We start from the raw sequence: 20491 nt of genomic DNA on the forward strand, positions 1-20491 counted from the left end.
TCATGTGGTCGATGATGAAACAGGGACGGGACTACGAGCTAAGGGAGGTCGCATGGCCCACTTGAACATCCGAGCGGGATGTTCAGATCTTGTTCCGTGCATAGACCTTTGTTCTTCAGACCCTGACCACGAGAAGCGCGTTGCCTCGTCCGCAGCGCCGCAACCAGTCCTCGCTGGGACCGGAGCAGCCCAAGGTGGCCGCGATGCGTCGTGAGCTCGCGGCCTTGACAGGTCATGTAGGCCTATATCCAAATGAAGCTCGACCTGGCCATCCGCAAGATCCTGTCGGCCACCACCAACGAGATCGTGGTCCACTTCCCGGTGAAGATGGACGACGGGCGGATCGAGGTGTTCACCGGATACCGGGTCCAGCACAACGAGCCCTCGGTCCGTTCAAGGGCGGCCTCCGCTACCACCCGTCGGTGGACATCGATGAGGTACGGGCGCTGGCCACCTGGATGACGTGGAAATCAGCGATCGTGGACATCCCGTTCGGCGGCGCCAAAGGGGGGGTCCAGCTCGATCCTTCTCAGTAGTCCAAGGCTGAGCTGGAGCGGATTACCAGGCGGTTCACCTACGCGCTCGGCAACAACATCGGGCCGGAGTACGACATCCCGGCCCCGGACGTGAACACGAATCCCAGATCATGGCGTGGATCCTGGACACCTACCTTTCCACCCTTCCTCCCCACGAGCGGTTTCGCTCGGTCCATGTGGTGACGGGCAAGCCGATCGAGGCCGGCGGGAGCCAGGGGTGGGACAAGGCGACCGCCAGGGCGTGGTGTACTGCATCCAGGAGTGGGCCAAGGACAAAAGGGTGCAGCTCGCGGACCTGACCTACATCGTCTCGGGCTACGGGAACGTGGGTTCCTGGACGGCGCGGCTCATGAAGCGGCAAGGGGCGAAGCTGGTGGCGGTCGAGGATCATACCGGAGCGATCGCCAACCCCAGGGGGATCGATGCCGACACGGTGGCGGACTACGTGAAGGCCACGGGAGGGGTGCGTGGCTTCCCCGGCGGACAGCCGGTTGAGCATCATGAGTTTCTAAGCATGGAGGCCGATGTCTTCGTGCCGGCGACGCTCGAGAACCAGATCACCGCCACCACCGCCCCCCTCCTCAAGGTCTGGCTCGTTGCCGAGGGTGCCAACGGCCCCACCGATCCCGATGGCGATCGGATCCTCCAAGAGAAAGGGATCGACGTCCTGCCCGACGTGCTTTGCAACGCGGGTGGGGTGATCGTGAGCTACTTTGAGTGGTTGCAGAACAAGCGCAGCGAGTTCTGGGATCTGGCGGAGGTGGACGCCAAGCTCCACCGGATCCTGGTCGCCGCCTACGCTCGGGTCCGCGATCGGGCCCGGGAGGTCAATACGGACTGGCGCACCACCGCCTACATCGTTGCCCTATCCCGTTTGGAGAAGGTCTATACGAACCGCGGCATCTTCCCGTGATCGGGCCCAGGGGGCTGCGGGGCGCCGTCCGGTTGCACCCGCGGGCGGGCGGCCCGAGAATCGCCCCGGGGAGGGATGGGTGAGCGGCCGAAACCGCCGGTCTTGAAAACCGGTGAGCCCTCGGGCTCCGTGGGTTCGAATCCCACTCCCTCCGCCAGGTTTCACCCCAAGAAGCCTTACGGCTTCTTGGGGACCCAGTCAAGTTCTAGCGATATTCCACGACTTCGGTGAGGGGGCGGCGCTCCCGCGGTGGGGAGGGCTCCTTGAACCGGCCGAGGGGGATCAGCGCAACCGGCCGCAGCCCTGAGGGAAGCCCGAGGAGCTCGCTGGCCTTCGCCTCGTCGAACGCCCCCACCCAGCACGAGCCCAGCCCCAGCGACGTCGCGGCCAGGAGCATGTTCTGAATCGCCGCCGCCGTGTCCTGGAGGCAGTACAGGGTCACCCCCCGCTCCCCGTACGCCCGCTGCGCCCGCAGGAGATCAGCGCACACGACGATCACCAGCGGGGCCTCGGCCAGGAACCGCTGCCCGTGCGCGGCCCCGACCAGCCCCTCCCGGAGCGCCCGGTCCCGGACCACGATGAACCGCCACGGCTGGGCGTTGCCCGCGCTCGGCGCCCAGATCGCCGCGGTGAGGACCGTCCGCACGTCGTCCTCGGTCACCGGGTCCCCGGTGTACTTCCGCACCGACCGGCGCCTCTTGATGGCCTCCGTCACGTCCATAGCGCCCTCCTTTCGCCTGTATGGCTCCCGCAGATGTTACCCGTGGTGAGGCGGGCATCGACGGCGGCACGGGTTCCGCGGTGCTCGCGGCGGACGCCCTCACGGTACCATAGGGTTCCTGATGGCGATCCGAGCGGCGCTCATCGACATGGACGGCACGATCTGGGTGTCCCCGGTACGGATGGCCGAGGTCCGTCGTGAGTTGGGCCTACCCGAGGACGGGCGGCCCCTGTTGGTCCAACTCGCCGAGCTTCCCCCGGAGGAGCAGGCGCGGGGCATCCAGGTCCTGCGCCGCCACGAGGCACGGGCGGTGGCGCTGGGGGCCCTCCGCCCCGGGACAGGGGAACTCCTGGCCTTCCTGCGTGGGCGGGGCGTGAAGTGCGTGCTCGTTACGAACAACTCACGCGAGAGCGCTACGGCCGTGCTGGCCCGGTCGGGCCTCCCGTTCAACCTCGTGTTCACCCGGGACAATGGCCCGATGAAGCCGGCCCCGGCCGCGTTTCTGCAGCCGCTTGAGGAGCTTGGGGTCCTGCCGGCGGAGGCGGTGGTCATCGGCGATTCCCACTTCGACCTCATCGCCGCCCACGAGGCCGGGATCGCCCAGGTGATCCTCGTCCGGCCGGAGGAGTGGATGCGCCCGTTCTTCCCGCCCGAGGCCAGTTACCACGAGGTCCAGGATCTCGCCGAGGCCCGAGACCTCCTGGCCCGCTGGGTCCCTTGAACCAGCAAGCGGTTCAGCTCACCTACGCCATAGGCACATGGGGGCGGTCCACACCGAGCGGACGACAGCCCCGTACCCCCGCCCCAGCTCCACGTCCGCATCGTCCACGAGGTGGAAGTCGAACAGATGCTCCGGGTGTTCGCACCCGGCCAGCGTCCGATAGCCGCTCGCCAACAGGTGGTCCAGCCGCCGGAGCAGGCTCTCCACGGTGTCCGTCTTGCGTTGAACCCACACGATGATGTCCACGTCTGAAGCCGGTCGGGCTCGGTTCTCCAGGGTGCTCCCGTAGATGTACACCGCGCGAAACGTCGGGCCCAGGAGCAAGCTCGGGGGTGCTTGGGATCACGGGAAGATCCCGCGCAGGCGGATCGCCTGCACCACCCGCTCCAGCCCCAGCATGAACGCTGCCGTCCGCAGGGAGACCCCGCGCTCCCGGGCGTAATCCCACACCGCCTGGAACGCGCGGCGCATGATGCGGCTCAGGCGGTCGTTGGTTTCTCCCTCCTCCCAGTAGAAGCTCTGCAGGTTCTGGACCCACTCGAAGTACGACACCACCACCCCGCCGGCATTGGCCAGGATGTCCGGCACCACCACCCGGCCCTGCTCCTCCAGGATCACGTCCGCCTCCGGGGTGGTTGGCCCGTTGGCGCCTTCCACGATGACCTTGGCCCGGATCCGGGCGGCGTTGTCCTCGGTGATCTGGCCCTCAAGCGCTGCTGGGATCAGGACGTCCACGTCCAGGGTGAGCACCTCGGGGCCGGGGATCTCCTCCACTCCGGGGGCGGTGTACCCGGCGATGAGGTGCTTGGGGGAGTGGGCCACGTAGTCCACGAGCTCGGGGATGTTCAGGCCGTTCGGGCTGTGGAGGGCCCCGGAGACGTCGGACACCCCCACCACCTTAGCCCCGCTCTCGTGCAGGAGCAGCGCTGCCACCGAGCCCACGTTGCCGAACCCCTGCACGGCCACCGTGGTCCCGGCGAGGCCACGCCCCAGCCGGTTCAGGATCTCCTGGGTTACGATCATCACCCCGCGGCCGGTGGCCTCCCGGCGCCCGCGGGCCCCGCCCACCGCGAGGTCCTTGCCGGTGACGATGGCGTACATCGGCTCGCCCCGGAGGACGGTGGCGGTGTCCATGATCCAGTTCATGATCCGGGCGCTCGTGTTCACGTCCGGGGCAGGGATGTCGTGCTGGGGGCCGATGAGGGGGAGGATCATCGCCGTGTACCGCCGGGTCAGGCGCTCAAGCTCCCCTTCCGAGAGGGTGGTTGGATCGCACACGATCCCGCCCTTGCCCCCACCGAGCGGGATGTCCACCACCGCGCACTTCCACGTCATCCATCCCGCCAGCGCCTTGACCTCGTCCAGCGTCACCCCGGGGTGGTAGCGGATGCCCCCCTTGCACGGCCCTCGGGCCGAGGAGTGCTGCACCCGGTAGCCGGTGAACACCGTGATCCCCCCGTGGTCCATGCGCACCGGCACGGATACCTCCAACACCCGCTCCGGGCGCTTGACCATCTCCAGCAAGTCCACGGGGAGGCGGAGCTTCTCGCCGGCCAGGCCCACCTGGGTCCGGAACATCTCGTACGGGTTGACCTCGGTGGCCTTGAGGGCGCGCTCCACCGTGGCTTGCGCTTGTCCAGCCTTATCGGACGTCATCGTTCGCACCTCCTCGACGGAAAGCCTAGAGGCGCAGTAGGCAATTCACATTGCCACTCAGGAGGAATGAGCGCTTCCTTTTTGCATGAACAGGCGCGTGTTCATGCCCGCCAGGGGTTACAGCATGGCGAGAAGCAAACATCGATATGACAAGCAATTCGTGATCAATTGACGGATATCGATGCCCCCAGATGATCACCTTTGCCTTGTGGATTGGGGGAGAGCAGGGTGCCACATTGCCGAGAAATCACTTGTCAGTCTAGGTTTCGGTGGGCCTGGGTTTGGGGCATCGTTGGCAGGTCATGGCTGGACGAAGACAGCGGCTGCTCGCCGAGCTCCAGGCCCTCCCGGGAACGCTCGAGGTCCACTACGGCGCGGGGGAGCTGATCTTTCAGGAAGGCGCGTTCGCGGCCGGGGTGTACGTGGTGGCCGAGGGGTTGGTGATACGGGGAGGTTACGTGCTCGGCACCTCCCAACCGGTGGGGGTGGCCGGGCCGGGGGACCTCCTTGGGGTCGAGGCGTGGCGGTTGGACATCCCCCCTCGGTATTGGGGGTTCGCCCGGGCATTGACCGCGGCGATCCTCAGGTTCGCCCCTGCCGGCGTGTGGAACGAGGCCTTGGCGGAGGAGCAATTTCGGGAGCTGGTCCTGTCTAGCCTGGCCGAGAGCGTGCTGGACTGGCATGCCCTCGCCTTGTACCGGGAGCACGCGGAACGGGTGCTGGCGTGGTTCCTGATGCGGTGGGGCGAGGACGATGGAGACCAGGTGCGCCTGCCCGTGTCCACGACCCTTCTCGCCTCCCTCCTGGGCCTCTCCCGGCACACCGTCCGGCAAGCCTTGACCCAGCTTGCCAGGATGGGGGTGGTGGAGCAGGCGGAGGGGGAGATCGTAGGGGACCGGGATCGGTTGCGCACGGTCCTGGGAGAAGCGGCGCTTATAGGGTCTCCTCGATGATGTGCAGGTAAAGCTCGGGGGTCCGCGCCAGCTCATCGAGCTTTTCCTTGGACAGGATCTTGATCCCCGAGCGGTGCGTTTGGATCAGGCCCCGCTCGCGGAACCGGCGCAGCATGCGCATCAAGGTCTCCACCGACACCCCGAGGAGCTCGGCCATCGTCTGCCGGGTGATGGGAAGATCGAGGAGCACCGAGCCATCGGTGTTCAGGGTCCCGTACTTGTTGGCCAGGGCCAAAAGCAGGAGGGCGAGGTTCCGATCGGCGGACTCGGTGGCCTCGCGGGTGAGCTTGAACTCGAGCATCGCCACCTCCCGGCCGAACCACCGGCATAGGTCGAACAGGGCCTGGGGGTGATGCTGGAGGAACGCCCGGAACCGGGCGGTGTCGAAGAAGAGGAGGGTGGACTCGACGATGGTCCGGGCAAACTGGAGGTTCACCGGCTCGCGGCCCAGGAAGAACGGCTCCAGGCCGTACCACTCCCCCGGGGTGAGGAACCGCAAGACCCGCTTCTCATGGGTCTTGGGCGCGTACTTGCCGATGTACAAGAGCCCCTGACACACCACGTATACCCCGGAGCAGTAGGAGCTCTCCTGGGCGATGAGCTCATCGGCGTCGAACCGGAGCACGAGGGCCAGGCGTTCGAGCGCTCCCCGTTCCTCATCGGTCAGACTGGGGAAGGCCTTGGCCAGGCAGCTGGCCGGGGATTCCTTGAGCGTGATCTTGGGCATGGTTATGTCGCTTGAATTCTAATACCTGTCGTGGGTTTACACCACGCGGAAGGAAAGAGGGGCGCTCGCGAGCGCCCCCCACGATGGCCCTCGGCCGTCCCTACGCTAGGCCCAGCCCCGCAGCTTCACCGCCTCCGCCACCCTGGATACGGCCACGAGGTAGGCCCCGAGACGGTTGTGGACCTTGTGCCCTTGGGCGGTGTTATGTACGGCGTGGAACGCCGTTGTCATCTTCTGGTCCAGGCGCTTGTAGACCTCGGCCTCGTCCCAGTAGTAGTTGTACGCGTTCTGCACCTGCTCGAAGTAGGATACGGTCACCCCACCCGCGTTGCACAGGAAGTCGGGAATCACGTAGACCTTGTTCTTGTGGAGGATCTGGTCCGCCTCTGGGGTTGTGGGGCCGTTGGCGAGTTCGGCCACGATGCGCGCCTTGATGCGGGGGGCATTGGCGGCGGTGATCTGGTTCTCAAGCGCGGCCGGGATCAGCACCGTCACAGGGAGCTCCAGGATCTCCGCGTTGGTGATGCCTTTGGCCCCGGGGAAGCCGACCACCGAAGGAGTTCCTGTCCCAGGCTATGGGCGTACTGCCCGGCGTTGCCGTAGCCTTGAATGGCGGCGGTGGCCCCGGCGAGGGGGATGTCCAGAGCCTTCCCCGCCTCGCGGATGCAGTACATGCCACCCCTGGCGGTGGCATCGCCCCGGCCGGCGGACCCGCCCAGGGGGAGGGGCTTCCCGGTGATCACACCCGGGGCGCGGTGCCCGGTGATCGTCTCGTACTCGTCGAGCATCCACGCCATGACCTGGGGGTTGGTGTACACGTCCGGGGCGGGGACGTCGACGTCGGGGCCGATGTAGTGGCCCAACGCGCGGATGTACCCCCGGGCGAGGCGCTCCAGCTCCCACGGGCTCATCTCCTTGGGGTTGCACGCCACCCCTCCCTTCCCGGTTGTACTGGACCCGGAACCCCTCGAACACCCGGACCGCGCCACCGTCCATCCGCACCGGGATCCGTACGTGGAACTCGCGCATCGGCCAGCGCAAAAGCTCGTGCAGATCAGGGTCCAAGTCGAGGAATCGGGCCGCTTCATCGAGCTGACGCTGGGCGATCGTAAACGGGTTCAAGCTGGTCTTCATGCCGATCTCCATGCTTCCTCCTCCCTTGGCTGAGTGGGGCGCCACCGTGCCCCGCCTCGGCGCGATCTTAGAGGATGTCATGGCTTTTGCCAAGGCATTGTTCGCAAAGAAGACACGATAATGCCGTCATTCGAAAGGATCATGGGGCGGAATCGGCCATGGTGGTAACGTATTCTGGGAAGGGAGGGCCGATCGGCTACGCGGCGGCGATGGGAGGTCCGGGTTTCCGCCCGGCGCGCCCCTTGGCGAGGTAGCGGTGGATCGCGTAGGCGGCCCGCTTGCCCGCGCCCATCGCCGAGATGACCGTCGCCGCGCCGGTGACGATGTCCCCTCCCGCGAACACGCCCTCCCGGCTCGTGCACCCGTCCTCGTCGGCGACGATCGTGCCCTCCCGGGCCACGTCCAGGCCCGGCGTGGTCCGGGGGACGAGCGGATGGGGTTCGTTCCCGATGGCGATGACCGCTGTGTCCACGGGGAGGACGAAGTTGGAGCCGGCCACCGGTACCGGCCGGCGGCGGCCGGACTCGTCCGGTTCCCCGAGCTCCATGCGGATACATTCCACATCCACCACCCGGCCGTTCTCCCCCAGGAACCGCACCGGGTTCACCAGGGTGTGGAACTCGATGCCTTCCTCCTTGGCGTGGTGGACCTCCTCGGCGCGGGCCGGCATCTCCGCCTCGGTGCGGCGGTACAGGATCATCACCTGCTCCGCCCCCAGGCGCAGCGCGGTGCGGGCGGCGTCCATGGCCACGTTCCCCCCGCCCACCACCGCCACCCGCTTCCCGATCTTGACCGGGGTGTCGTACTCCGGGAACAGGTACGCGCGCATCAGGTTGACCCGGGTCAGGAACTCGTTGGCGGAGTAGATCCCGATCAGGTTCTCCCCGGCCACCCCGAGGAACTTGGGGAACCCGGCCCCGGTGCCCACGAACGCCGCCGCGTACCCATCGGCCAGGAGCTCGTCGATGGTCAGGGTGCGGCCGACGACCACGTTGACCTGGATCTCGACCCCCATCCGGTTGAGGCCCTCGATCTCCGCCCCGACGATGCGTTTGGGGAGGCGGAACTCGGGGATCCCGTACATCAGCACCCCGCCCGGCTCGTGCAACGCCTCGAACACGGTCACCGCGTGCCCGAGGCGCCGGAGGTCGGCGGCGCAGGTCAGTCCGGCCGGACCTGACCCGATGACCGCCACCCGGAACCCGGTCGGGTCGCCGACCCGGGGAATCGAAACGCCGTTCTCGTACTCCCAGTCAGCGACGAACCGCTCCAGGCGTCCGATCGCCACCGGTTCGAACCTGCGCCCGAGGGTGCACGGGGCCTGGCATTGGGTCTCCTGGGGGCACACCCGGCCGCAGATCGCGGGGAGGTTGTTCGTCTCCTTGATCGTGGCGATGGCGCCGCGGAAGTCGCCGTCGCGGATCTCGCGGATGAACTTCGGGATGTCGACGTTGACCGGACATCCCTTGACGCACGGGGCGTTCTTGCACTGGAGGCAGCGCGCCGCTTCCTCCAACGCCTCGTCGGGGGTGTACCCAAGAGGGACCTCGTCGAAGTTGTGGATGCGGGCTTTCGGGTCCTGTTCGCGCATCGGCACTTGGGTCGGGCGGATCACCGGGCCACCCCCTTCGCCGCGAGGTACCGCTCCAGGGCGCACCGCTCCTCGTCCTTGAACGTCCCCAGCCGGGCGAGGAGGAGGTCCCAGTTCACCTGGTCCCCGGGGAACTCGGGGCCGTCCACGCACGCGAACCGGCTCTCTCCTTTCACCTCTACCCGGCATCCGCCGCACATCCCGGTGCCGTCGATCATGATCGAGTTCAGGGACACGGTGATGGGGACCCCGAACTCCCGGCAGACTTGGGTGCAGAACTTCATCATGATCGCCGGGCCGATCGCCCATACGTGGTCCACCCGCCGCGCTTGGAGCACCTCCTGGAGCGCGGCGGGGGTCACGCCTTTCTTGCCGAAGCTGCCGTCGTCGGTGGTCACGATGAGCTGATCGGAGACCTGCCCCAGCCGGTCCAGCCAGAACAGGAGTTCTTTGGTGCGGGCGCCGGCGATGGCGATCACCTCGTTGCCCGCGTCGTGGAGGGCGCGGGCGATGGGGTAGATCGGGGCGATCCCGACCCCGCCCCCCACGCAGACCACGGTCCCGTAGGCCATGATCTCCGACGGGGTGCCCAAGGGGCCGGCCACGTCGCGGATGGCGTCGCCGACCGCGAACTCCTCCCCGAGCTCGCGGGTGCTCTTGCCCACCTCCTGCACGACCAGGGTGATCGTCCCGCTCGCGCTGTCCCAGTCGGCGAGGGTGAGGGGGATCCGCTCCCCCCGCTCGTGGGCGCGCACGACCACGAACTGGCCGGCCCGTGCCTTGCGGGCGATGAGCGGGGCCGCCACCGTGAACTCCACGATGCCCGGGCCAAGGGCCCTCTTGTCCATGACCTTGTTCACCGTTGTTCACCGTCCCTTGATTGTTTCCTTAATTATGGCCGGAGTTGCCCCGCCATGGGGGCGGCCTCGGGTGGGGGGCGAAGCGCCGTGTAGGTGGCCATGGCGGAAGTGAGCGCGATCTGAAGAGGTCTTCGAGGGTCTTCACAAGCGCGGGATTTCGTGCTATAGTCTTAGGTGGCTATAAGGGTTGGTTTTCCCCCTTATATTTTTGCCCCTGAGTGCGAACCAATCCAATAAGGAGTGAGGGTAAATGGAAGTAGTGAGGTTTGGCAACGAGGTGAACGAGGAACAGAGCCTCGCGGACGAGGAGCTCTCCTGGTTTGACGACGAGGACGAGGGCCGTCGCTCCCCGGAGAACCCGATCCGGACGTACTTCGACGAGATCTCCCGTGTCCCCCTCCTGACCAAGGAGGAGGAGGTGGAGCTGGCCCAGCGCGTGGAGGCCGGGGACAAGGCGGCCAAGGAGAAGCTGGCCGAGGCCAACCTGCGCCTGGTGGTGTCCATCGCCAAGAAGTACCGGGGGTGCGGGCTGCCGTTCCTGGACCTGATCCAGGAGGGGAACCTTGGGCTGATGAAGGCGGTGGAGAAGTTCGACTGGCGCAAGGGGTACAAGTTCTCCACCTATGCCACGTGGTGGATCCGCCAGGCCATCCTGCGGGCGATCACCAACCGCTCCCGCACGATCCGCGTCCCGACCCACATCAACGAGCTCATCCGCAAGATCCACCAAGCGGAGCGGGAGCACGTGAAGGAACACGGCACCGGCCCCAGCCTGGAGGAGCTGGCCGAGGAGCTGGACACCACGGTGGACAACATCGTCAAGGCCAAGAAGACCGCTCAGTACACGGCGTCCCTCGATACCCCGATTGGGTACGAGGACGAAGGGGCGGTGCTGGGGGACTTCATCGAGGATGAGGCCGCGGTGTCCCCGACCTGGGAGACGTTCAAGGAGCTCCTGAAGCAGGAGCTGCAGAAGGCGCTGCGGGAACGGCTCACCCCCCGGGAGCGCCGGGTGATCGAGCTCCGCTACGGCCTCGATGGCAACCCCCCGAGGACCCTGGACGAGGTGGGGGAGATCTTCGGGATCTCCCGGGAGCGGGTGCGCCAGATCCAGAAGGAAGGGCTAGAGAAGCTGCGCGACTCCGACGTCCTGCGGAAGCTGGAGAGGTTCCGCCAGATCCTCGACGAGGATTGACCTCAAACGGCGGTCATCCCCCTGCCCGCGGCGGAGAGGGTCTGGGCCCGGGTCGGGCATTCCGGGTTCGAGCAGCGTGTCCCGTGGCGGGGATCCTCGTACAGGACCCCCGCTCTGCAGGTGGGACATGGCTCCACCGGTCGGCCCGAGAGGCGGAATCGGCAGTCCGGGTACCGGGAGCACCCGTAGAACGTGCCGTAACGTTTCCCGAACCGCTCCACCAGCTCCCCCTCCCGGCACGCCGGACACACCACTCCGGTGGGCACGGCGGTGGTGGCCTTGCAGCTCGGACAGGCCAGGTACCGTCCGTAGCGGCCGTGGCGAACGGTCATGGGGGTCCCGCACGTCGGGCACGGGGTCGACGGAGCGGACTCGGCCGCGGAGAGGCCATCGCCCACCTCCACCCGATCCGGCCGGTAGCGGAACGCCGCGTTCGGGGGAAGGTTCTTCGTCGTCCGGCACTCCGGGTAGCGGGAACAGCCGAGGTACAGGCCGCCCTTCCACACCCGTACCTCCATCGGCGCTCCGCACGTCGGGCACGCCACGTCTGTCATGACCCGGAACGGCTTCCTCCCTTGGCTGAGGGCGTCTTCCACCGCCTGGAGACGCTTGGAGAACCAACGGTAGAACGCGCGCAGGACCTCGTCCCGGCCGAGCTCCCCTTCCTGGATCCGGTCGAGGTCGGCCTCCATCTCGGCGGTGAACGCCTCCTGCACCGTCTCCGGGAAGTGCAGGCGCAGGAAGTCGGTCACGATGTGGCCGAGCAGGGTCGGGCGGAGGGCCCCGTTTTCCCGGTACACGTAGCCACGGTCCTGGATCACGGACACGATGGTGGCGTAGGTGCTGGGGCGCCCGATCCCTTCCTGTTCGAGCTTGCGCACCAGCCCGGCCTCGGTGTACCGCTTGGGGGGCTCGGTCTTATGCTCCTCCACCTGGATCTCCGGGACAGGGAGCACGGCGCCCACGGGGATGCCCTCCGGCAACGGGTTGCCCTCGTCGTCGAGCTTGGCCACTGGCAGCACCGCGGCGAACCCGGGGAACTCCGGCCATGACGTGGACGCCTGGAACAGGTGTTGTCCGGCCCGGATGGACAACTTCCGCCGCCGCCAGAGCCCGTCGGCCATCTGGGTGGCGACGAACCTCCGCCAGATGAGGTCGTACAGCCTCCGCTGCTCCGCGGTGAGGTACGGGGCCACGTCTTCCGGGGTCCGCGCGACCTGGGTGGGGCGGATCGCCTCGTGGGCGTCCTGGGCCCGGTGCTTGTTCTTGAACCGGCGGGGCTTTGGACTTAGGAACTCCGTTCCGAACCGAGACTTGATGAACGATCGGGCGGAGGCGATGGCGGAGTCGCTCAGGCGCACCGAGTCGGTGCGCATGTAGGTGATGAGGCCCACGATCTCCCCGCCGATGTCCACCCCCTCGTAGAGCTCCTGGGCGATCTGCATCGTGCGTCGGGGGGAGAACCCGAGCTCGTTCCCCGCTGCCTGCTGGAGGGTGGAGGTGATGAACGGGGGCGAGGGCCGGCGATGGACCTCCTCTTCCTCCACCTTCTCCACCGCGAACCGGGCCCCGCGGAGCTCGGCGGTGAGCGCCTCTACGGCCTCCCGCGCGGTGAGCTTCCCGTCGAGCCGGGCGGTGAACGCAGGATCGGTGGGGAAGACGGCCGCTATCTCCCAGTACGGCTCGGGAACGAAGTCCTGGATCTCCAGCTCCCGATCGCAGATGAACCGTAGGGCCACCGACTGCACCCGCCCTGCGGAGAGGCCCTCGAACCGGCGGCCGGCCAGCACCCGCGAGAGGAATGGGCTCACCTGGTACCCTACCAGGCGATCCAGGATCCGCCGCGTCCGCTGGGCCTCGACCTTGGCGAGGTCGATCGCCCCCGGAGCGGCCAGAGCCTGGCGGACCGCGTCGGGGGTGATCTCGTACAGAAGGACGCGGGCGTAGCGGTCCCCATCGCCGAGGAGCTCCGCGAGGTCATAGGCGATGGCTTCCCCCTCCCGGTCAGGGTCGGTGGCGAGGTAGATGCACCGGGCGTCCTCGGTCTTCTCTCGCAGCTGGGCGACGAGCTTGTGGTCTCGCACCGCCCACTTCGGGGTGAATCCGTTCTCCACGTCCACCCCGAGCTCCCGCTCCGGGAGGTCCCGCACGTGGCCTTTTGAGGACAGGACGAGGAACTCCTTCCCCAGGTACGAGGCCAAGGTACGGGCCTTGGTGGGCGACTCCACGATGATCACGTGCTTGGCCATAGGTTCGGCCGGGCATTATCGGGGTGACCCCCGGGGAGCGCAAGGCGGGACCCGGGAAAAGAAAGGCCCCGGCCGTACGGCCAGGGCCTTGTCCCTTTGTGTCAGTACTCCGGCGGCGGAGGCGGGACCGTCTCCTTCTTTTCTTCCTTGATCTCCGCCACGAGCGCTTCCGTGGTGAGGAGCATCCCGGCGATCGACGCCGCGTTCTGCAGCGCCGACCGGGTGACCTTGGTCGGGTCGATGATCCCGGCCTCGAACATGTCCCGGAACTCCTCGGCCACCACGTCGAACCCGATCGCGTCCTTCTCTTGCTTCAGGCGCTCCACGATCACCGCGCCCTCGAACCCCGCGTTCTCCGCGAGCTGCCGGGCCGGGGCCTCCAGGGCCTTCTTGAGGAGCTGGACGCCGACCTTCTCGTCGCCCTCCAGCTCCTTCTCCAGCTTCCCGAGAGCCTTGATCGTCCGCAGCAGGGCCACCCCACCGCCGGGCAGGATCCCCTCGTCCACCGCGGCCTTGGTGGCCTCGAGGGCGTCCTCCATGCGGTGCTTCTTCTCCTCGAGCTCGGTCTCGGTGGCCGCGCCGACCTTGATCACCGCCACCCCGCCGGCGAGCTTGGCCTTCCGCTCCTCCAGCTTCTCCCGGTCGTAGTCGCTGTCGGTGGTCTTGATCTGCTCCTCGATCTGCTCGATGCGGGCCTTGATCGCCTCGGGATCGCCCTTGCCGCCGATGATCGTCGTGTCCTCGTGGTCCACGCGCACGCGCTCCGCGCGGCCGAGCATGTCCAGGGTCGTGTTCTTGATCTCCATCCCCGCGTCCTCGGCCACCACCACCCCGCCGGTGAGGATGGCGATGTCCTCCAGCATCGCCTTGCGCCGGTCTCCGAACCCCGGGGCCTTGACCGCGCACGAGGCCAGTGTCCCCTTGAGCTTGTTGAGGACAAGGGTGGACAGGGCCTCCCCGGTCACGTCCTTGGCGATCACGAGGAGCGGGCGGCCGGCCTGGGCCACCTTCTCCAGGAGAGGGATCAGCTCCATCGCGTTCTTCAGCTCCCGGTCGGTGATGAGGATGTACGGATTCTCCAGCTCGACCTCCATCTTCTTGGGGTTGGTCACGAAGTACGGGGAGATGTACTCACGGTCGAACTGCATCCCCTCCACCACCTCGTAGTAGGTCTCGATGGTGTCGGAATCCTCAACGGTGATCACCCCGGCCTCGCCCACCTCCTCCATGGCGTCGGCGATGACCCGCCCGATTTCCGGGTCGTGGGCAGTGATGGACGCCACCTGGGCGGTCTCGGCCTTGGTGGACAGCTTCCGCGACATCTTCTTGAGCTCGTCCACCACCACCTTAACCCCCTTCTCCATGCCCCTTTTCAGGGCCATCGGGTTGGCGCCGGCGGCGACCATCTTGAACCCCTCCTTGACGAGCGCGTGGGCGAGGATGGTGGCGGTGGTCGTGCCGTCCCCGGCCACGTCGTTGGTCTTGGACGCCACCTCTTTGACGAGCTGGGCCCCCATGTTCTCGAACGGGTCCTTGTACTCCTGCTCCTCGGCGATGGTCACCCCGTCGTTGACGATGTCCGGGGACCCGAACTTCTTCTCGATGCCCACGTTGCGCCCACGGGGGCCGAGCGTGACCCGGACCACGCTGGCCAGGTTCTCAACACCGGTCAAGATCTTGCGGCGCGCTTCTTCTCCGAACACCACGTCCTTGGCGGCCATGGTCACCTCCTCATTCCTCAACGATGGCGAGGATGTCGGTGGTCTTCACGAGCAGGTATTTTTCCTCGCCCATGCGGATTTCGGTTCCTGAGTAAGCGGAGATCAGGATCTTGTCGCCTTCTTTTACCTCAAACTTCTCGCTGGTGCCCAGGGCGACCACTTCGCCCTTGATCGCCTTCTCATCCTTGACCGACTCCGGCAGGACGATGCCGCCCGGGGTCCGGCGCTCCTCCTCTTCGAGCTTCTTGACGAGCACCCGATTGCCCAACGGTTTGACCTTCATCGTCACCTCCTATCGTGGGTTTAGCACTCTGGGGTGCAAGCTGCTAACCGGAGTGGATTGTACCGTCCCCACTGGGCAAGTCAAGGTTGTCTCCAGCTCCTTTGGCCGGTACAGTGTCCTGTGCCCTCGGGCAAGGCGCACCTTGCATGTGAGCTCGGTACCCTGCCGGTGTGGGCGGCGATCGGCGGGACGCTCGGGGTGGAAAGAACCCCGCTCGTTCTGTTCACCGCCGCGTACGTGGGGGCGAGCTTGTTCCTGTCCCCCGACCTCGACCTCGTCCACACCGCCGCCGCCCGCCGCTGGGGGGCGGCCCGGTTCCTGTGGGCTCCCTACGCCGCCCTGTTCCGCCACCGCGGCCTCTCCCATTCGCCGGTGTTCGGCCCCCTGACCCGCCTCGCCTACCTGGTGGTGGTAGGAGGTGCGGTGTGGACCGTCCTCCATGTCGTGGCCGGGGTCCCGTTCCCCAGCTCGTTCCCCCGGGACTCCGTCCTCCCTGTGCTCGTGGGCATCTACCTCCCCCAGCTTCTCCATGTCCTCCTCGACCGGGGCGTGACCCGCCTCCGGCGCGGGCGGTGACCCCGCGCAGGCGGTTGTACCTCTCGGGGGCGGGTGGTATAAAGGGGATAGGTTCCAGGAGGATACAATGGGGATTTCAATCGGTGAGATCACGCGGGGGATGACGATCCTTTACCAGGGCGAGCTCTACGAGGTGATGGAGTTCGAGCATGTGAAGCGGGGCCGGGGCAGCGCGTTCGTCCGGGCCAAGCTCAGGGGGATGCGCACCGGACGGGTGGTTACGGAGATCCTGCGGGACTCGGACAACATCGAGATCGCGTTCTTGGAAGTCCGGCCCCTCCAATACCTATATCAGGCCGGAGGGAAGTACACGTTCATGGACAAGGGGTCGTTCGAGGAATACGAGGTCCCCGCGGAGGCGGTGGAGCCGATCCGTGGGTACATGGTGGAGGGCCTGGACTTCACCGGCCTTTTCTACCATGGGGAGATGGTCAAGGTGGAGCCGCCGAACTTCGTGGACCTGCGGGTGGTGGAGACACCGCCCGGGGTCAAGGGCGATACGGCCACCGGCGGGGAGAAGCCGGCCACGTTGGAGACGGGGCTGGTCGTCAAGGTGCCGTTGTTCGTGACGGTGGGCGAGGTGATCCGGGTGGACACCCGCACCGGGGCGTACGTGGAGCGGGTAGGGTAAGGGGGCGAGGATGGCGGAACAGAAGCTGGAGCTGAAGCAACCCCTGGGCCGGTTGGTGGTGCGCCAGGAGGTGTTGACGGCCATCGCCGCTCGGGCAGTGGAGCGGGTCGAGGGGGTGCGGCCCCTGCGGGGCGGGGGCGGGATCATCGGGATCTTCGCCGGCCCCGAAGAAGGAGTGCAGGCCTCGATCCACGGCGATACCGTTGACGTGGAGCTGCGCATCGCCGTTGTCCTCGGCTACCCGGTGCACGAGGTAGCCCAGGGGGTTCAACAGGCGGTGCGCGAGGACCTGGAAGGGTTTATCGGGGCGTCGGTCGGTCGGGTGGATGTGTATGTCCGGCAGGTGGTCCCACCTGAGGAGATCCTGATGCTGGAGGAGGGCGGAGAGGATGCCTAAGGAAGCGGAGTACGTCGAGGGCGGTCCCGAGGAAGGCAAGATCAGCATCTCCAAGGACGTCATCGCCACCATCGCTGGGGTCATCGCCACCGAGGTGGAGGGGATTGCCCCGCCCAAAGGGGGAGTCCTGCCCAAGGGGGAGGCGGTGCGCAAGCTGGTGGAGACGGAGCTCACGGAAGGCCGGGTGAAGATCGGCCTCAAGGTGGGCGTGGTGTACGGGTACGTGGTGCACGAGGTGGCCCAGCAGCTCCAGGAGAAGGTCAAGGCCGAGGTGGAGAAGATGACCGCGCTGCCGGTGGACATGGTGGACGTGGAGGTGGTGCGGGTGGTGTTCCCGGAGGGGGGGAAGCCGGGGGAGAGGAGGGGATGACGTGGGCGGCTTTTTGCTGGGGTTGGAGGGGGTGATCCTCCTTCTCGTCGCGGTGGCGGCGGCCGTGGGTGCGGCGTGGGGGACGCCGGAGGTGTGGATCAGCGGGGGGAGGGCCTTGAACCCGGTGCTGGTGCGGGCGGTGCTGGGGATCCTCGCCGCCGCGTTCTTGGCCGGGGCCGCGGTGATCGCGGCGCTCGCCCTCCGGCGCCGGGCGGCCCGGCGGGCGCTGCGGCGGTCGGGGCCGAAGGGGGAGATCTTCATCTGCCCGGATACCGTGCGGCAATTGGCGGCTGGGCTCCTCGCCGGGGAGCTCGGGCTCACCGGGTTCCGGGTGGCCCTGCGCCCGGTGGGCGAAGGGGTGGCCCTGCGGGTGGTCCTCAAGCTCCCGGCCGAGGAGGAGATCCCGCCCCTGGCGGAGCGCCTCCAGAACTTGCTCGCCCAGGAAGTAGCGGCCAAGACGGGGCTTGAGGTGCACGAGGTCCGCCTCGTCGTCCGGGGCGCCTCCCGAAAGAATCTGTAGCGGCCGTGCGCCGGCGGGCCCGGGAAGCCGTCCTCCGAAGCCTCTACCGGCGGGAGTTCCTGCCCTTGTCCCCTGAGGAGCTCCTCGCCGACGAGGACCTGGGGAGAGAAACCGCGTTTGCCCGGTCCCTCCTCGCCGGCATCCTCGCCCATCAGGAGGAGATCGACCGCGTCATCGATGCCCGCGCCATGGGCTGGAGGCTGGACCGGTTGCCCCTTGTGGATCGCAACATCCTGCGCCTTGGCCTCTACGAGCTCCTCTTCACCGATACCCCCCCGGAGGTGGTGATGGACGAGGCGGTGGAACTGGCCAAGGCGTACGGGACCGAGCGGGCGCCGGCGGTGGTCAACGGGATCCTGGACCGGGAGCGGAAGGAACGACGCGGTGACGGGCGAACGTTGGGCTGACCTCCACCTCCACACCCGCTGGTCGGATGGGACCCTGGACGTCCCGGGCATGGTCCGGCGGGCCAAAGCGGCCGGGCTCTCCTGCATCGCCATCACCGACCACGACACGATTGGCCCCGACCTCATCGCCCCTTGTGTGGAGGTGGACGGGGTGGAGGTGATCTGCGGGGTCGAGGTCAAGGCCGAGGTGCTGGGGGAGCGGGGGGAGATCCTCGGGTACTTCCTGACCCCTGGGCAGCCGGCGCTTCAGGAGCTGTTCGCGTGGATGGCGGCGGCGCGGGGGCGGCGGATGGAGGAGATGGTACGGCGGTGTCGGGAGGTGCTGGGGGTGGGGATCGACCTCGAGGAGGTGGCCGGGGAGGCCGCGGGATCGGTGGGCCGGCCGCACCTCGCGGCGGTGCTCGTCCGGCGGGGAGTGGCGGCCACCTATGAGGACGCGTTCCAACGGTACCTGTCCGAAGGGTGCCCCTGCTATGTCCCCCTCCCCCGCCCCTCCAGCCGCCAGGTGATCGCCGCCATCCGTAGCGCCGGCGGGGTGGCCGCCCTCGCCCACCCCGGGTTCCTGCCGTTCACCGATTGGGAGCCCGTCTTGGCCGCGCTCTCCGCCCAGGGGATGGCGGCGGTGGAGACCTATTACCCCTACGATCAGTCCCAGCGGGCGGTGCACGTGGATGCGGCCGAGATCGAGGCCTTGGCCGCGAAGCTTGCGCTCATCCCCACCGGGGGCTCCGACGACCACGGGCCGGGGTCGGTGAAGGAAAGCGTGGGCCGGGTGCGGGTGCCCTACGCGGTGGTGGACAGGCTCCGCGCCGCGTCCTCGGTGACGTAGCGCAGCACGGCCAGGGCCACCTCCAGTTGGTCGTCGGCCGGCTCCCGGGTGGTCAGCCGCTGCAGAAGGAGCCCGGGCCAGAGGAGCGGGCGCAGCCACCACGCGTGGGGATAGCGCCCGCCCAGTTGCAAAAGCTCATATGCCACCGCCGCCACCACCGGGAGGAGGAGGAGCCGTCCGGCGAGCCGGACCCACCAGCTGTCGGTGACCACCACGGAGAACACGAGGATCGCCACCACCACGAACAGGAGGAGAAAGCTCGTGCCGCAGCGGGCGTGGAGGGGGCTCTTGCCCCGGGCTGCGGCCAGGGACAGGCCGTGGCCATCCTCGTAGGCGTGGACCACCTTGTGCTCCGCCCCATGGTACTGGAACACGCGGCGGATGTCGCGCAGGAACGAGATCGCGTACAGGTAGAGGAAGAACAGGGCCACCCGGATCCCCCCCTCCACCAGGTTGAACAGCACCGGGTGACCCACGCGGGTCAGCCCGGCCAGGTACAGGGGCAGGACGATGAACCCGCCCACGAGGAGCACCAGCGCAAGGATGATGGTCACGGCGAACCCCCACCGTGACCCTGGGGCCTCCTCCGGATAGGCGAGCTCGGCGGACCGCTGCAGGGCGCGCAGGCCCAGGGCGAGCATCTGGTAGAGCTTGATCGGCCCGCGCAGGAATGGGATCCGCTCGACGCGCGGAAATGGGGCCACCGCCGGCACGGGCTCGACCACGATCTCCCCCGTTGGGGTGCGCACGGCCACCGCCACGCGGTGGCCGTGCTGGAGCATCACCCCCTCGATGACCGCCTGGCCCCCGATCGGCATCTACGTGGACTTCGCCTGCCAGTCCTTGCCGTACTTGCGGGCGAACCGCTCCACACGCCCCTCCGCGTCCACCAGGCGCGACTCGCCGGTGAAGAACGGGTGGCAGCGGGAGCACACGTCCACGTGCAGGTCCTTCTTCGTGGACAGGGTCTCGAACTCGGCGCCACAGCTGCAGCGGATCACCGTGCGGTGGAGCTCGGGATGGATGTCCTTTTTCATCGTCTCACCGCTTGGAGTACTGTTCCTTTTTCCGGGCCTTGCGATGGCCGTACTTCTTGCGCTCCACTTCCCGAGCGTCGCGGGTGAGGAGGCCCGCGTCCTTGAGCGGCTTCTTGAACTCCGGGGCCACCTCGACGAGGGCACGGGCAATTCCGAGCCGGACCGCCTCCAACTGCCCGGTGGGGCCACCGCCGGCCACCCGGGCCCGCACGTCGTAGCGGCCCAAGGTGCCGGTGATGTAGAACGGGGTGAGGAGGTGTCGGTTCAGGTAATCCTTCACGAACGAGAACGCAGCGAAGTACTGCTCCGCCGGACGTCCGTTGATCCACACCCGCCCTGCGCCTTCCCGCAGGTAGACCCGGGCCACCGCTTCCTTCCGTCGGCCGACGCCGTGGACGGCGCCGCCGGTGGCGGTGGAGGGACGGGGTGCGCTTTCCATGACTTGCTCCAAGGGGACGTTCACC

At 67.6% G+C, this 20491-nt stretch carries 23 protein-coding genes, 1 tRNA gene and 2 pseudogenes; 13 read left to right on the top strand and 13 right to left on the bottom strand.

Annotation, left to right across the window (positions count from 1 at the left end; genetic code table 11):
- Window positions 1–327 precede the first annotated feature (327 nt).
- From NUV94_04200 to NUV94_04210, 3 genes and pseudogenes are all read left to right on the top strand, one after another.
- Window positions 328–719, top strand: a pseudogene (locus NUV94_04200) (hypothetical protein).
- 34 nt (window positions 720–753) lie between these two features.
- Complete coding sequence (locus tag NUV94_04205; protein MCR4391984.1) at window positions 754–1449, top strand: glutamate dehydrogenase; 696 nt, start codon at window positions 754–756, stop codon at window positions 1447–1449.
- Between the two features lie 69 nt (window positions 1450–1518).
- Window positions 1519–1606 (top strand) — tRNA-Ser (locus tag NUV94_04210).
- Window positions 1607–1654: 48 nt separating this feature from the next.
- On the opposite strand, the gene NUV94_04215 is transcribed toward NUV94_04210, so the two are convergent.
- Window positions 1655–2170 (bottom strand): nitroreductase family protein, encoded by a 516-nt coding sequence (locus NUV94_04215; GenBank protein MCR4391985.1) that lies wholly within the window; start codon window positions 2168–2170, stop codon window positions 1655–1657.
- Between the two features lie 121 nt (window positions 2171–2291).
- On the opposite strand from NUV94_04215, the gene NUV94_04220 reads away from it, so the two are divergent.
- Complete coding sequence (locus NUV94_04220; GenBank protein ID MCR4391986.1) at window positions 2292–2891, top strand: HAD family hydrolase; 600 nt, start codon at window positions 2292–2294, stop codon at window positions 2889–2891.
- 18 nt (window positions 2892–2909) lie between these two features.
- Here NUV94_04220 and NUV94_04225 read toward each other — a convergent pair whose 3' ends face one another.
- Complete coding sequence (locus NUV94_04225) at window positions 2910–3215, bottom strand: nucleotidyltransferase domain-containing protein (protein ID MCR4391987.1); 306 nt, start codon at window positions 3213–3215, stop codon at window positions 2910–2912.
- Between the two features lie 18 nt (window positions 3216–3233).
- Window positions 3234–4547, bottom strand: a complete 1314-nt coding sequence (locus tag NUV94_04230) for a Glu/Leu/Phe/Val dehydrogenase (protein ID MCR4391988.1) — start codon at window positions 4545–4547, stop codon at window positions 3234–3236.
- Between the two features lie 302 nt (window positions 4548–4849).
- On the opposite strand from NUV94_04230, the gene NUV94_04235 reads away from it, so the two are divergent.
- Window positions 4850–5500 (top strand): Crp/Fnr family transcriptional regulator, encoded by a 651-nt coding sequence (locus NUV94_04235; protein ID MCR4391989.1) that lies wholly within the window; start codon window positions 4850–4852, stop codon window positions 5498–5500.
- Here the strand turns inward: NUV94_04235 and NUV94_04240 are convergent.
- The 4 genes and pseudogenes from NUV94_04240 to NUV94_04255 all read right to left on the bottom strand — a co-directional run bounded on the left by NUV94_04240 (window position 5481) and on the right by NUV94_04255 (window position 9812).
- Window positions 5481–6227 carry a Crp/Fnr family transcriptional regulator gene (locus NUV94_04240; GenBank protein MCR4391990.1) on the bottom strand — a complete coding sequence of 249 codons (747 nt, stop codon included), beginning with the start codon at window positions 6225–6227 and terminating at the stop codon, window positions 5481–5483. The two genes, NUV94_04235 and NUV94_04240, sit on opposite strands and share 20 nt — an antisense overlap.
- A 105-nt stretch (window positions 6228–6332) precedes the next feature.
- A pseudogene (locus NUV94_04245) lies at window positions 6333–7361 on the bottom strand (Glu/Leu/Phe/Val dehydrogenase).
- Window positions 7362–7557: 196 nt separating this feature from the next.
- Complete coding sequence (gene gltA / locus NUV94_04250) at window positions 7558–8952, bottom strand: NADPH-dependent glutamate synthase (GenBank protein MCR4391991.1); 1395 nt, start codon at window positions 8950–8952, stop codon at window positions 7558–7560.
- A 20-nt stretch (window positions 8953–8972) separates the two neighbouring features.
- The gene (locus tag NUV94_04255) at window positions 8973–9812 is read right to left on the bottom strand and encodes a sulfide/dihydroorotate dehydrogenase-like FAD/NAD-binding protein (GenBank protein MCR4391992.1); all 840 of its coding nucleotides are present in this window, start codon (window positions 9810–9812) and stop codon (window positions 8973–8975) included.
- 250 nt (window positions 9813–10062) lie between these two features.
- Between NUV94_04255 and NUV94_04260 the strand changes: the two genes are divergently transcribed.
- On the top strand, window positions 10063–11007 hold the full coding sequence (locus NUV94_04260) for a sigma-70 family RNA polymerase sigma factor (GenBank protein ID MCR4391993.1): 945 nt from the start codon (window positions 10063–10065) through the stop codon (window positions 11005–11007).
- A 2-nt stretch (window positions 11008–11009) separates the two neighbouring features.
- Here the strand turns inward: NUV94_04260 and topA are convergent, their stop codons facing one another.
- The 3 genes from topA to NUV94_04275 form a co-directional block, all read right to left on the bottom strand.
- The gene (gene topA, locus NUV94_04265) at window positions 11010–13256 is read right to left on the bottom strand and encodes a type I DNA topoisomerase (protein ID MCR4391994.1); all 2247 of its coding nucleotides are present in this window, start codon (window positions 13254–13256) and stop codon (window positions 11010–11012) included.
- A 101-nt stretch (window positions 13257–13357) separates the two neighbouring features.
- Entirely contained in the window at window positions 13358–14977 is a 1620-nt protein-coding gene (gene groL, locus NUV94_04270; protein MCR4391995.1) for a chaperonin GroEL, read from the bottom strand.
- Window positions 14978–14987: 10 nt separating this feature from the next.
- On the bottom strand, window positions 14988–15260 hold the full coding sequence (locus NUV94_04275) for a co-chaperone GroES (GenBank protein ID MCR4391996.1): 273 nt from the start codon (window positions 15258–15260) through the stop codon (window positions 14988–14990).
- A 120-nt stretch (window positions 15261–15380) separates the two neighbouring features.
- Between NUV94_04275 and NUV94_04280 the strand changes: the two genes are divergently transcribed.
- The 7 genes from NUV94_04280 (at window position 15381) to NUV94_04310 (ending at window position 18990) form a co-directional block, all read left to right on the top strand.
- Window positions 15381–15836, top strand: coding sequence for a DUF2227 family putative metal-binding protein (locus NUV94_04280; GenBank protein MCR4391997.1), 456 nt, complete (start codon window positions 15381–15383; stop codon window positions 15834–15836).
- A 67-nt stretch (window positions 15837–15903) separates the two neighbouring features.
- Window positions 15904–16467 (top strand): elongation factor P, encoded by a 564-nt coding sequence (gene efp, locus NUV94_04285; protein ID MCR4391998.1) that lies wholly within the window; start codon window positions 15904–15906, stop codon window positions 16465–16467.
- 10 nt (window positions 16468–16477) lie between these two features.
- Entirely contained in the window at window positions 16478–16864 is a 387-nt protein-coding gene (locus NUV94_04290) for an Asp23/Gls24 family envelope stress response protein (protein ID MCR4391999.1), read from the top strand.
- The gene (locus NUV94_04295; GenBank protein MCR4392000.1) at window positions 16857–17234 is read left to right on the top strand and encodes an Asp23/Gls24 family envelope stress response protein; all 378 of its coding nucleotides are present in this window, start codon (window positions 16857–16859) and stop codon (window positions 17232–17234) included. The genes NUV94_04290 and NUV94_04295 overlap by 8 nt, the downstream gene beginning before the upstream one ends.
- A gap of 1 nt (window position 17235) precedes the next feature.
- Window positions 17236–17754 (top strand): alkaline shock response membrane anchor protein AmaP, encoded by a 519-nt coding sequence (locus NUV94_04300; GenBank protein ID MCR4392001.1) that lies wholly within the window; start codon window positions 17236–17238, stop codon window positions 17752–17754.
- Window positions 17755–17759: 5 nt separating this feature from the next.
- Complete coding sequence (gene nusB / locus NUV94_04305; GenBank protein MCR4392002.1) at window positions 17760–18161, top strand: transcription antitermination factor NusB; 402 nt, start codon at window positions 17760–17762, stop codon at window positions 18159–18161.
- A complete protein-coding gene (locus NUV94_04310) occupies window positions 18139–18990 on the top strand; it encodes a PHP domain-containing protein (protein MCR4392003.1) in 852 nt (283 codons plus the stop codon). The genes nusB and NUV94_04310 overlap by 23 nt, the downstream gene beginning before the upstream one ends.
- Here NUV94_04310 and NUV94_04315 read toward each other — a convergent pair.
- The 3 genes from NUV94_04315 to rpsI are packed head-to-tail and all read right to left on the bottom strand — an operon-like array spanning window position 18945 to window position 20466.
- Window positions 18945–19808, bottom strand: coding sequence for a DUF1385 domain-containing protein (locus NUV94_04315; protein ID MCR4392004.1), 864 nt, complete (start codon window positions 19806–19808; stop codon window positions 18945–18947). The two genes, NUV94_04310 and NUV94_04315, sit on opposite strands and share 46 nt — an antisense overlap.
- Window positions 19809–20027, bottom strand: a complete 219-nt coding sequence (gene rpmE, locus NUV94_04320; GenBank protein ID MCR4392005.1) for a 50S ribosomal protein L31 — start codon at window positions 20025–20027, stop codon at window positions 19809–19811.
- Window positions 20028–20031: 4 nt separating this feature from the next.
- Entirely contained in the window at window positions 20032–20466 is a 435-nt protein-coding gene (gene rpsI / locus NUV94_04325) for a 30S ribosomal protein S9 (GenBank protein MCR4392006.1), read from the bottom strand.
- Between the last annotated feature and the right edge of the window lie 25 nt (window positions 20467–20491).

The sequence above is a fragment of the Candidatus Acetothermia bacterium genome, assembly GCA_024653305.1.
Lineage (GTDB): Bacteria > Bipolaricaulota > Bipolaricaulia > Bipolaricaulales > Bipolaricaulaceae > JACIWI01.